This window comes from Cellulosimicrobium sp. NPDC030954 (assembly GCF_055571305.1).
This window is the reverse complement of sequence record NZ_JBVIFN010000001.1, coordinates 131400-143473: the sequence shown is the minus strand read 5'-3', so window position 1 is coordinate 143473 and position 12074 is coordinate 131400. Positions and strand designations below refer to the sequence as shown.

The window sequence follows — 12074 nt, the reverse complement described above, 5'->3', positions numbered from 1 at the left end:
AGCGAGGGCGAGAGGGTTCTACATCCTGGACCCGGAATCGGGGGGCCCGCCACAGTGGGCGGACCCCCCGTCCGGTCGTGCGTGCCTCAGACGGGGCGCGCCCCGCCTGTCGGCCGGGTCAGGACGACGGCCAGGACGCCTCGATCGTGTCGACGACCTCCTGCGTGTCCGAGCCGGTGAACCAGTTCACCATGCCGGTCCAGAACGTCCCTGCACCCACCTCACCGGGCATGAGGTCCGAGGCGTCGAAGCGGATCACGGCATCCGGGTCAGCGAGGATCTCGGCCGAGAGCTGGTCGAACGAGGTCGCCAGGTTCTCGGGGTCGAGGCCGTTGTTGGCGCTGACCCAGCCGCCCTGGGGAGTCGTGAGCGCCTTCGTGTTGGCCCAGTCCGCGCTCGAGAGGTAGGTCTGGAAGGCCTGCACCTCGGGGCGGTCGTCGAAGGCCGCGACGAACTCGCCGCCGCCGAGGACGGGCTTGATGTCGGTCTGGTCGGTCGGCAGGTAGAAGGCGTAGACGTCACCGTCCTCGGCGACCTCCGTGCCCTCGGGCCACTGCGTCTGGTAGAAGTTCGCGGCGCGGTGCAGCCAGCAGGTGCCGTCGAGGATCGGGAAGCCCGCGTCGGTCCACGTCGTCGTCGCGATCGAGTCGACGCCGCCGAGGCCCGCGTTGACCATCTCGGGGTTCTTGAGGATCTCGCCCGCGGTGTCGAAGGCCTCGACGATCTGCGGGTCGTTGAACGGGATTTCGTGGGTGTACCACTGGTCGTAGACCTCGGGCCCTGCGGTCCGCAGGACGACGTCCTCGATCCAGTCCGTCGCGGGCCAGCCGGTCGCGTCACCGGACTCGACCCCGGCGCACCACGGCATCGAGCCGTCCTCGACGATCTGCTCCGAGAGGTCCATCATCTCGGTCCACGTGGTCGGCACCTCGTAGCCGGCGTCCTCGAACATGGACGGCGAGTACCAGACGTACGACTTCACGTTCGACCCGAGCGGAGCGGCGTAGAACGTGCCGTCGACGGTGCCGTACTCCTTCCAGGACTCGCTGAAGAACTCGTCGACGTTCGCGGACGTCTGGTCGGGAGCCGGGACGATCTCGTCCGGGAAGTCCGTGACGATCGTCTTCAGCAGACCGGGCTGCGGGAGGTAGGCGATGTCAGGAGCGTTGCCCGCCTGGATCCGCACGAGGAGCTGCGCCTCGAACTCGCGCGACCCCTCGTAGTTGACGGTGACGCCGGTGCACTCCTCGAACGGGTCGTAGGACGCCTCCTGCGTCGCCTGCTCGGGCTCGACGATCGAGGTGTAGACGGAGACCTCCGTCCCCTCGAGGTCACCGAACTCCTCGTACACGCTGCAGTCGATCTCGGGCGTCGCGGCGTCGCCGCCACCGTCACCGCCGCCGTCCCCGCCGCCGTCACCTCCGCCGCCACATGCAGCGAGCACGAGCGCGAGGCTCGCGCCGCCGGCGGCGACCGCCAGCGTGCGGCGACGCGCCGCGCTGGTCCTCGTGGTCCTGGTCATGTCAGCCTCCACCTCGTCGTGGGTACGGACGCCGTCACCCCGGTCCGGTGAGAACCGGGCGCATCGCGACGTCGCGAGCGCGGGTGCGCTCTCGCCCTAGGCACTATGCAAGCGGTTGCATCGCGCCGCCGCAAGCACAGGGGAGGCGAGTTTGCGTAACGATTCCGTCACGTGCGGCGGGTGCGCGCTCTCTCGGCCCTTCTCCCCTGGCCACGCTCCCACGCGGGGACACGGGCGCGCGGCGAGGCGCGGTGCCGGACCTACGCGCCGGTGCCCGGCGGCGCCGTCGAGCCGCGGCGCACGAGCTCCGTCGGGTAGGTGATGCTCTCCGGCACCGGGGCGCCGTTGATCATCTCGAGCAGGAGGAGCGCCGCGTCGAACCCCTGCTGGTACGCGTCCTGGGCGACCGTCGTCAGGCCGACGAGCTCCCCGAGGTCGTGACCGTCCACCCCGACGACCGAGAGGTCCTCCGGGACCCGCAGCCCCAGGTCCCGTGCCGCGAGGATCGCTCCCATGGCCATCTCGTCCGACGCCGCGAAGACGGCGGTCACGTCCGGCCGGCGGCGCAGGAGCTCCGTCGTGGACCCGCGCCCTCCCGCGACGTCGAAGTCGCCGTTCACCTCGAGGTCGGGCTCGACGGCGACGCCCGCCTCCTCCAGCGCGCGCACGTAGCCCTGCGCGCGCTCGACGGGCGGCGACCACGACGACACGAGGTCGGGCACCCCGGTGACGTGGCCGATCACCCGGTGGCCCAGGTCGAGCAGGTGGCGCGTCGCGGCCCGGCCGGTCGCGACGTCGTCGAGCCGGACCGTGACCTGGTCCGCCGGCCCCGATCCGACGAACGCGAGCGGCCGGGCGAGCGCGACGAGCGAGCGCACCTCGTCGTCGTCGAGCGGCAGGCCGACGACGAGCGTGCCGTCCACGCGGTGGCGCAGGACGCTCGGGTCGACCCGCCGGCGGGACGACGTCCGGCGCACGTCGAACGTGTAGAGCAGGACGTCGTAGCCGAGGTCCCGCAGCGCGCGCTCGGCACCCTCGATGACGTTGGCGAAGAACCAGCGGTTGACCCACGGGGTCAGCACGCCGATGGTGCGGGTGCGTCCGGTGGCCAGCGACGACGCCGACGGCGTGGGCACGTACCCGAGCCGGGCCGCCTCCGCGAGCACCCGCAGGCGCGTCGCCTCCGACACGTTGGGCAGGCCCCGCAGGGCGCGGGACACGGTCGCCGTGGACACCCCGGCGGCCTGGGCGACGTCGTCGATACCTGCCACGACGGGTGATGCTGCCACGCCGGGACGCCGGGTGGCGAGGCGCCGTGCCGCATCGTGAGCAGATCGATGCAAGCGCTTGCGCCCCCGCCCGGCGTGCCCGCGCCTCGCCCGCCGCCGCACCGCGGCACAGTGACCGATATCGTGGGGAGGCCCGTCCCGCGGCACCGCTCGGCACCGCTCGAGCCGGCCGCGCCGCCGTCGGGCACCCCACCTGCGAACCGGAAGGACCACGATGATCGAGCTGAGGACCCCGCGGGAGATCGACCAGATGCGACCCGCGGGGCGGTTCGTCGCCGACGTCCTCACCACGGTGCGCGCCGCCACGAAGGTCGGGACGAACCTGCTCGAGCTCGACGAGGTCGCGCACCGGATGATCCGCGACCGCGGGGCCGAGTCCTGCTACATCGACTACCACCCGTCGTTCGGTGCGAGCCCCTTCGGCAAGGTGATCTGCACGTCCGTGAACGACGCCGTGCTGCACGGCCTGCCCCACGACTACGCGCTGCGCGACGGCGACCTGCTGAGCATCGACTTCGCCGCCTCCGTCGACGGGTGGGTCGCGGACTCGGCGCTGTCGTTCGTCGTCGGCACGCCGCGCGCGGGCGCGCTCGGCGAGGCGGACGCCCGGCTCATCCAGACGACCGAGCGCGCGCTCGAGGCGGGCATCGCCGCCGCGCAGCCGGGCAAGAAGGTCGGCGACATCTCCGCCGCCATCGCGGACGTCGCGCACGCCGCGGGCTACTCGGTCAACACCGACTTCGGCGGGCACGGCGTGGGCCGCACGATGCACGGCGAGCCCCACATCCCCAACGACGGCCGTCGCAAGCGCGGGTTCCCGCTCAAGCCGGGCCTCGTCATCGCGATCGAGCCCTGGTTCCTCGAGACCACGGACGAGATCTACACCGACCCCGACGGCTGGACCCTGCGCTCGGCCGACGGGTCGCGCGGCGCCCACAGCGAGCACACGGTCGCGATCACGCCCGACGGCCCGGTCGTCCTCACCGCCCGCGAGCCCCGCGACTGACCGCCCCCGCGAGGGATCGTCCCCGGCACCGCGAGGTAGAGCTGCAGGTCGCGACGTAGAACCCCGCGAGCTCTATCTCGCGCCCTGCGGTTCTACCTCGCGGTCAGGGCAGGAGGCTCTGGAGGACGCGCGCCGCGCCGTCGTCCTCGATGGGGGCGGTCACCTCGTCGGCCGCGGCCTGCACGACGGCGTCCGCGTGGCCCATCGCGACGCCGTGCGCCGCCCAGCGGAGCATCTCGACGTCGTTGCGCCCGTCGCCGACCGCGACGGTCCGGTGGGGCTGGACGTGCAGCGCGCGCCGCACGAGCTCGAGCCCGGTCGCCTTCGTGACGCCCAGCGGCGCGATGTCCATCCACGCCGTCCAGCCGACGGCGTACGTCACGTCGTCCAGGCCGAGGCGCTCGACGAGCTCGTGGAACTGCTCGCTCGTGGACCCCGGCGACCGGACGATGACGCGCGTGACCTCCCCCGACCACAGCTCGTCGAACTCGACGACGCGGTGCACGCCGTCGAGCTCGCCGTCGGGGAAGAGCTCGTTCATGCGGAACCCGACGCCCACGTCCTCGACGGCGTACCGCGCGTCGGGCAGGTGCTCGCGCAGGAGCCGCAGGGCCGGGCCCGGATCGAACGTCACGACGTCCTCCAGCACGTACCCCTCCGGCTCCTCGGGGTCGAGCCGCGCCGTCACCGCGCCGTTCGACGCGACGACCCAGCCGCGGTCGATCCCCAGGATCTCCGCGACGGGCGTCATCGCGATGAGCGAGCGCCCGGACGCGAGCACCACGTGGTGGCCCGCCGCGCGCAGGTCGGCGACGGCGTCGCGCACGTCCTCCGACAGCTCCTGGTCGTACGACATGAGGGTGCCGTCGATGTCGAGCGCCACGAGCATCGGCCCGGACGCGTCGTCCGGGACGAGGGAACCCGTCACGCCACCACCGGCTCGAGCACCTCGAGGCCCCCGAGGTACGGGCGCAGTCCCTCCGGCACGCGGACCGAGCCGTCGGCCTGCTGGTGGTTCTCGAGGATCGCGACGATCCAGCGCGTCGTGCCGAGCGTGCCGTTGAGCGTCGCGACGGTGCGCGTCTCGTTCTTGCCGTCGACCTCGACGCGCTCCCGCACGTTGAGGCGGCGTGCCTGGAACGTCGTGCAGTTCGAGGTCGACGTGAGCTCGAGGTAGCGCTGCTGCGTCGGAAGCCACGCCTCGCAGTCGAACTTGCGCGCGGCGCTCGACCCGAGGTCGCCCGCCGCGGTGTCGATGACGCGGTACGGCAGGTCGACGAGGCGCAGCATCTGCTCCTCCCAGCCGAGCAGGCGCTGGTGCTCCGCCTCGGCGTCGGCCGGGTCGCAGTAGGAGAACATCTCGACCTTGTGGAACTGGTGCACGCGGATGATGCCACGCACGTCCTTGCCGTGCGAGCCGGCCTCGCGGCGGTAGCACGCGCTCCAGCCGGCGTAGCGCAGCGGCCCGGCCGACAGGTCGACGATCTCGTTCGCGTGGTAGCCCGCGAGCGCCACCTCGCTCGTCCCGACGAGGTAGAGGTCGTCCTTCTCGAGGCGGTAGATCTCGTCCGCGTGGGCGCCGAGGAACCCGGTGCCCTGCATGACCTCGGGCCGCACGAGCGTCGGCGTGATGACGGGCGTGAACCCGGCCGCGACCGCCGTGTCCATCGCGGCGTTGAGCAGCGCGAGCTCGAGGCGCGCGCCCACGCCCGTGAGGTAGTAGAACCGCGCGCCCGACACCTTGGCGCCGCGCTCGGTGTCGATCGCGCGCAGGCCCTCGCCGAGGTCGAGGTGGTCGCGCGGTGTGAAGCCCTCCGCGGCGAAGTCGCGGATCGTGCCCTCCTCGCGCAGCACGACGTAGTCGTCCTCGCCGCCCGCCGGCGCGCCCGCGACGACGTTCGAGATGCGGTAGAGCAGCCCGCGCAGCTCCTCCGCCGCGGCGTCCGCGTCGGCCTGGCGCGCCTTGACGTCGGCCGCGAGCTGCTTGGTGCGCGCGAGCAGCTCCTGCTTCTCCTCCCCCTGCGCCTGGGCGACCTGCTTGCCGAGGGACTTCTGCTCGGCGCGCAAGCTCTCGAACTCGCTCAGCGCGGCGCGGTGGCGCGCGTCGGCGTCGAGTGCGGCGTCCACCAGCGCAGGGTCGTCACCACGGGTGACCTGGCTGGCACGGACGATGTCGGGGTTGTCGCGCAGGAGGCGGAGGTCGATCACGCCAGCAGCCTAACGAACTGCGCGCCGCCCGGTCGCAGTCCTTTCCCGCCCCGGCCCCGCTACGGTGTCGCCATGTCCTGGACGCTCTGGCTCGCGATCGCGGCGCTCGCCGTCGCGGTGGTGGCACTCGTCGTCGCGCTGGGCCTGCGCGCGCAGCAGACCCGGCAGCGCCGCGCGCACGGCGACGAGGCGCTTCCCGTCGAGGAGCCCGCGCTCGAGGACGACCCGCGCGAGCTCGTCGCGTTCGTCGCCAACCCGTCGAAGCCCGACGTCGCGGGGCTGGAGGCGGTCGTCCGCGCCTCGTTCGCCGACGCCGCGCTGCCGGAGCCGCTGTGGTTCGAGACGACGGTCGAGGACCCGGGCGTCGGGCAGACGCGCGCGGCGCTCGCGCAGGGCGCGGACGTCGTCGTCGCCGTGGGCGGGGACGGCACGGTCCGCGCGGTCGCCGAGGGCATGGTCGGCAGCAGCCGCACCATGGGCCTGGTCCCGGTGGGCACCGGCAACCTCCTCGCGCGCAACCTCGACCTGCCGGTGGGCGACGCGCGTGCCGCGCTGGCCGTCGTGATCGCGGGGTCCGACCGCCCGGTCGACGTCGGCTGGGTCAAGGTCCTGCGCTACGCCGACGTCACCCCCGCCGAGGGAGACGAGCCGGGGACGGCGCCGGACCCCGCCCGGGACACCGACAAGGAGCACATCTTCCTCGTCATAGCGGGCCTCGGGTTCGACGCCGCGATGGTCGCCGACACCGACGACGACCTCAAGGCGAAGGTGGGCTGGGTCGCCTACTTCGTCGCGGGCATCCGGCACCTGCACGGGCGCCGCATGCGCGCGCGCATCCAGCTCGACGACACGCCGCCCGTGGACGCGCGGCTGCGCTCGCTCCTCATCGGCAACTGCGGCCGCCTCCCCGGGGGCCTGACGCTCCTGCCCGACGCGGTGATCGACGACGGGATCCTCGACATCGCCGCGATCGACACGCGCGGCGGGGTCGTGGGCTGGGCGCAGCTGTTCGGGGAGGTGGTCATGCAGGGCCTCGGCGTGCGCAACGACCTGCCCGCCAAGATCGGACGCATCGACCACGCGCGCGCCCGGCGCGTCCGCGTGCGCGTGGAGGGCGGCGAGCAGGCCCAGGTCGACGGCGACGTGCTCGGCCTCGCCGTGGAGATCGAGGCGCGCGTCGACCCCGGCGCGCTCGTGGTCCGCACCGCCTGACGAGGACCGCGATCGCCGAACCCGGCGCTCGCTGTGGGCGCCCCGCGCGAGGGGCGTGGAGGGCGCGTGAGCGTCCCGCGCGGACGTGCGACGACGCCGTCCGGACGGCCGGGGGACGCGCCGGGCGCCCCCGTAGGCTGGTCCGGTGACGTTCCCGGCCGCCGCGCTCCCCCCTGCCCGCACGCTCCCCGCTCGTCGCTGGGGGCGCCGGGGCACCCGTGCGACGGCGCTGGCGACGGCCGTCGCGCTCACCCTGCTCACCGCGCTCGGGGCCGTCGCCGCGCCCTCCGCGGCCGCGGCGCCGTCGGGCACGACGGCGGGCACGACGGTCGCGGGCGGCTCTCCCGTCCCGACGCACGACCCGCGGCCGGTCGTGCTGGTCGCCGTGGCGGGGCTCTACTGGAGCGACGTCTCGCCCACCGCGACGCCCACGCTGTGGTCGATGATCCGGACCGGCTCGGTCGCGTCGCTCGGCGTCGGGCGGACGACGTGCGCGACGGACGCGTGGCTCACCCTGTCCGCCGGGCAGATGGTGACGTCCTCCCAGCCGGCAGCCGAGGAGCCGACGGCGACGCCGCCCGCCGACGCCGAGCCGCCCACCACCGGCTGCCCGCCGCTGCCCGCCCCCGCCACGACGGCGTCGGGGGCGACGACGCTCGAGGCGCAGCCCGCCGACGTCCCCGGGTGGGCGACGCTCACCGCGCCGTCCGAGGAGGAGGCGACCGCCCCGACGACGCACCACGCGCCCGGGACCGCGGCGGCCCGGCTCGCCGAGACCGGCGTGTGCACGACGGCGGTCGGCCCGGGCGCGGCCGTCATGCTCGCCGACGCGACCGGGCACGTCGAGCGGTACGCGTCCGCGCTCGCCGCGCTGCCCGAGGGCGGGCTCGACGCGTGCGACGTCACGGTGGTCGACCAGGGCGAGATCGTCGACTCCTCGTCCGGGCGGGGCCAGAGCCTCGACGCGCTCGACGAGGCGCTCTCCCGCGTCATGGACGAGGTCGACCGCGGGACGCGCGTGCTCGTGGCGGGCGTGCCCGCGGGGCCCGTCGGCGAGCCGGGGCTCCCGGTCGTCGTCGACTGGCGCAAGGGCGAGCCCACACGGCGCTGGCTGCACTCCCCGAGCACGCAGCAGGACGGCATCGTCCAGCTCGTCGACCTCACGGCGACGGTCGTCGAGCAGGCCGGCGGCAGCACCGAGGGGCTCGACGGCGCGCCCCTCTCGCTGGGCGAGGTCCGGCGCATGGACGTCGCGCGCACGGTCGAGAACCGCCAGTACCTCAACGTGCTGACGAGCACGATCCCCACGCTCTACCCCGTGCTCGTCGGGCTGCTCGTGGCGACCCTCGTGCTCGCGCTCGGCGGGACCCTGTGGGCGCGGCGGTCCGCCGCGCGCCGCGGCCTGCCGCCACGGCCCGGGCGCGCAGGGACCCGCGTCCTGTCCGCGGTGCTCATGGTCGCCGCCGCGGCCCCCGTCGCGGCCTCGCTCGCGAGCCTGTCACGGTGGTGGGTGTGGAGCGCGCCCGCTCCGGCGCTCACCCTCGCGCTCGCGGTGAGCGCCGTCGCCGTCGCGCTCGTGGCCTGGGTCGTGTCGCGCCTCCTCCCGCGCCGCCCGTGGGCGCTGCCGACGGCGCTCGCCGGCGTCACGTGGCTCGTCCTCACCGTGGACGGCGCGACGGGCACGACGCTCCAGCAGGCGTCCCTGCTCGGCACGTCCGCCGTCGCGGGCTTCACGCGCTTCTACGGCTTCAACAACGTGACGTTCGCGGTGTACGCGGTCGCGGGCCTCGTGCTCGCCGGCGGCCTGGCGTCCACGGCGCTGGTCCGGGGGCGACGCCGGCTGGCGGCCTGGCTCGTCGTCGCGGTCGGGGCGGTGACGGTCGTCGTCGACGGCTGGCCCGCGTTCGGCGCCGACTTCGGCGGCATCCTCGCGCTCGTGCCCGCGTTCGCCGTCCTCGCGCTGCTCGTCGGGCGGGTGCGGATCACGTGGCTGCGCGCGCTGGTCGTCGCGGGGGCCACCGTGGTCGTGGTCGCGGTCGTCGCCGTCGTCGACTGGCTCCTGCCGGGCGGCAGCTCCCACCTCGGCGGGTTCGTGCAGACCGTCGTCGACGGCGCCGCGCTCGAGGTGATCGGGCGCAAGGCCGTGGGCGCGTGGCAGACCGTCGCGCAACCGGCCGGTGCGGTCGCCGCGGTGCTCGTCGTGCTCGTGGCCGTCGCCGGGCTACGTCCCGAGCGCTTCCGCCTGCCCGAGGTCGCGCGCGCCTACGAGCGCTGGCCGCTGCTGCACGACCTCGTCGTCGCGCTCGTCGTCGTCGCGGGCGTCGGCTCCGTGCTCAACGACTCGGGCGTCATCATCGGCGTCATGGTCGTCGTCGTCGCGACGGCGATGGTCGTGCCCGGTTTCCTCGCCGACGCGGCGCCGAGGCGCGCGGCGGCCGCCGTCCCTGAGCCGGGGATCCGGCGCATGCCCACGATGCTGCTCACCGTGGGCGGCGGGCTCCTGCTCGTCGTCCTGCTCACGTCGACCGTGCTCGGCTCGACGGACCAGCGGCCCGCGTCGGCGGCGTCGCGGGCCGGCGGCGAGGCGTCGGTCACCCGGTCCGACGCCATCGCCACCGACCGCCCGCTCGTCGTCGTCGGGACGACGGGCGTGGCGTGGAGCGACGTCACGGCGGCCACCACGCCGACGCTGCACGCGCTGCTCACGGACGGCGCCGGCGCCGGCGGCGTCGCCCAGCCCACGGGCGCGGCGAGCCGGTGCACGGTGGGCGGGTGGCTCGCCCTCTCCGCCGGGCAGCTCGCCGACGTCGCGACCGAGCGCGCCCCGGACGGCTCGTGGGCGTGCCCGACGCCGCAGCCCGTCGCCACCCCGGACGGAGCCTCGGACGGCATCGCCGGCGGCGCCCGCATCGACGGGTGGGACGACCTCGTCGCGCTCCAGCGGGGTTCCGGGTACCAGGCGCGCCTGGGCGTCCTGGGCGACGCGCTCGGCGGCGACGGCTCCGCCGGCGGCACGGCGGCCGTGTGCGCGACCGCCGTGGGGCCCGGGGCGGCGCTCGCCCTCGCGGACTCCCAGGGGGAGGTGGCGCGCTACCGAGAGCTCGCGTCCGCGACGTCGCCAGGGAGCGACGCGTTCTCGTGCCCCGTCACCGTCGTCGACGCGGGCGACGCGACGGCACCGGCCGTCGACCCCGACCTCCCGGCCGAGGAGCGCGCCGCGCTAAGGGCTTCCCTGCGGGCGGACCGGCTCGCGGCCGTGGACGCCACCGTCGGCGCGGTGCTCGACGCCGCCCCGACGGGGACGACCGTGCTCGTCGTCGACGTCGCCGGGACGCCCGGCACCCGGCCGGCGCTCGGCGCGACGCTCGTGCGGCCGTCGTTCGACGGACCCGAGCAGGCGCGCTACCTGACCAGCGCCGCGACGCGGACGGACGGCGTCGCGCGCGTCCTCGACGTCCCGGCGACCGTGCTCGACGCCGCGGGCACCACGATCCCCGCCCGCATCCAGGACACGCCGCTCGCCTGGGGCTCGCCGCGGCCCCCGGACGCGACCTCGACCGCGGACGCCCTCGCCGACCTCACGACGCTCGACCACGTGCGCCGCGCGGTCTACACCGCGTTCGTCGACGTGCCGCTCTACGCAGGCCTCGTGATCGCCGGGCTCTGCCTGCTGCTCGCGCCGCGGGCCGCGCGCGCGGCCGGCGACCGCGCCCGGGTCCGCTGGGCCCGCGCCGCGCACGTCGCCCGGGGCGCCGCGCTCGTCGTGGCAGCCGTCCCGACCGCGGCCTTCCTCGTGTCGCTCACGGGCTGGTGGCGGTTCGGGAACCAGATGCTCGCGATCGTCGTGTCGACGGTGCTCGCGACGGCGGCGGTCGCGGGCCTGGGGGCGCTCGCCCCGCGCCGCCCGGTGTGGCTCGGGCCGGGGATCGTCGCGGGCATCACGTTCGCCGTGCTCACGCTCGACGCGCTCGTCGGGACGCCGCTCAACCGCGCCAGCCCGCTCGGCTCCGCGCCGACGTTCGGCGCGCGGTTCTACGGGTTCGGCAACCCGACGTTCTCCGTGTACGCGGTCGCAGCGCTCGTGCTCGCCGCGGCGCTCGCCCAGTGGCTCGTCGCCCGCGGGCACCGGTACGTCGCCGCGACGGTCGTGGGCGTCATCGGCGTCGTGACGATGGTCGTGGACGTGTGGCCGACGCTCGGCGCCGACCTCGGTGGCGGGCTCGTGGTGGTCCCGGCGTTCGCGGTCCTGGGGCTCGCCGCCTCGGGGGCGCGCGTCACGTGGCGGCGCTTCCTGCTCGTCGCGGCAGCGGGCGTCGGGCTCGTCGCCGCCGTCGGCGTGCTCGACTGGCTGCGCCCGGCCGACGAGCGCTCGCACCTCGGCCGGTTCGTCGGCGAGGTCGTGGACGGCTCTGCCTGGGAGACGCTGCTGCGCAAGGCGGGCTACGCGGCCCGCTCCGTGCTGGGCGGCGTGCCCGTGTGGCTGACGATCCTGGTCCTCGTCGCGGCGGCGCTGGTGCTGTTCTGGCCGCGGCGGTTCACGCCGGCGTGGTTCGCCCGCACCGAGGCCGCGTGGCCGCTCGTGCGCCCGACCGTGCTCGCCCTGTGGATCGTGTGCGTCGCCGGGTCGCTGGTCAACGACTTCGGCGTGCGCATCGCGCTCGTCGCGCTCATCCCGGCGGTCCCGCTGCTCACCGTCGCGGCGCTGCACGCCGTCGGCGACGGCACCGGTACCGACGACGAGCCGGATGCGCGGGAGGACACCCCGAGCGCCGCGCCGGACGCGGCGGGGACGGCGTCGGAGGGCACCGCCTCGCGGGTGGGGAGCGCGACGCCCTGA

At 75.2% G+C, this 12074-nt stretch carries 7 protein-coding genes; 3 read left to right on the top strand and 4 right to left on the bottom strand.

Going from position 1 to position 12074, the window contains the following annotated elements; all coding sequences use genetic code 11:
• Nucleotides 1-118: 118 nt before the first annotated feature.
• Both ACZ402_RS00590 and ACZ402_RS00585 read right to left on the bottom strand, forming a co-directional pair.
• Entirely contained in the window at nt 119-1522 is a 1404-nt protein-coding gene (locus ACZ402_RS00590; RefSeq protein WP_375823838.1) for an ABC transporter substrate-binding protein, read from the bottom strand.
• Between the two features lie 260 nt (nt 1523-1782).
• Nucleotides 1783-2793, bottom strand: coding sequence for a LacI family DNA-binding transcriptional regulator (locus ACZ402_RS00585; protein WP_375823840.1), 1011 nt, complete (start codon nt 2791-2793; stop codon nt 1783-1785).
• Nucleotides 2794-3025: 232 nt separating this feature from the next.
• Between ACZ402_RS00585 and map the strand changes: the two genes are divergently transcribed.
• Nucleotides 3026-3817 (top strand): type I methionyl aminopeptidase, encoded by a 792-nt coding sequence (gene map, locus ACZ402_RS00580; RefSeq protein WP_375823841.1) that lies wholly within the window; start codon nt 3026-3028, stop codon nt 3815-3817.
• A gap of 103 nt (nt 3818-3920) precedes the next feature.
• Here the strand turns inward: map and ACZ402_RS00575 are convergent, their stop codons facing one another.
• Together ACZ402_RS00575 and serS are read right to left on the bottom strand one after the other, a co-directional pair.
• Nucleotides 3921-4706 carry an HAD family hydrolase gene (locus ACZ402_RS00575; RefSeq protein ID WP_375824127.1) on the bottom strand — a complete coding sequence of 262 codons (786 nt, stop codon included), beginning with the start codon at nt 4704-4706 and terminating at the stop codon, nt 3921-3923.
• Between the two features lie 35 nt (nt 4707-4741).
• Nucleotides 4742-6025 (bottom strand): serine--tRNA ligase, encoded by a 1284-nt coding sequence (gene serS / locus ACZ402_RS00570; protein WP_024839177.1) that lies wholly within the window; start codon nt 6023-6025, stop codon nt 4742-4744.
• 72 nt (nt 6026-6097) lie between these two features.
• Between serS and ACZ402_RS00565 the strand changes: the two genes are divergently transcribed.
• On the top strand, nt 6098-7237 hold the full coding sequence (locus ACZ402_RS00565; RefSeq protein ID WP_375823842.1) for a diacylglycerol/lipid kinase family protein: 1140 nt from the start codon (nt 6098-6100) through the stop codon (nt 7235-7237).
• A 145-nt stretch (nt 7238-7382) separates the two neighbouring features.
• Entirely contained in the window at nt 7383-12074 is a 4692-nt protein-coding gene (locus tag ACZ402_RS00560) for a hypothetical protein (protein WP_375823843.1), read from the top strand.

Coding starts and splice junctions, on each gene's coding strand:
- ACZ402_RS00590 (WP_375823838.1), bottom strand. CDS start 1,522: ATGACCAGGACCACGAGGACCAGCGCGGCGCGTCGCCGCACGCTGGCG.
- map (WP_375823841.1), top strand. CDS start 3,026: ATGATCGAGCTGAGGACCCCGCGGGAGATCGACCAGATGCGACCCGCG.
- ACZ402_RS00575 (WP_375824127.1), bottom strand. CDS start 4,706: ATGCTCGTGGCGCTCGACATCGACGGCACCCTCATGTCGTACGACCAG.
- ACZ402_RS00565 (WP_375823842.1), top strand. CDS start 6,098: ATGTCCTGGACGCTCTGGCTCGCGATCGCGGCGCTCGCCGTCGCGGTG.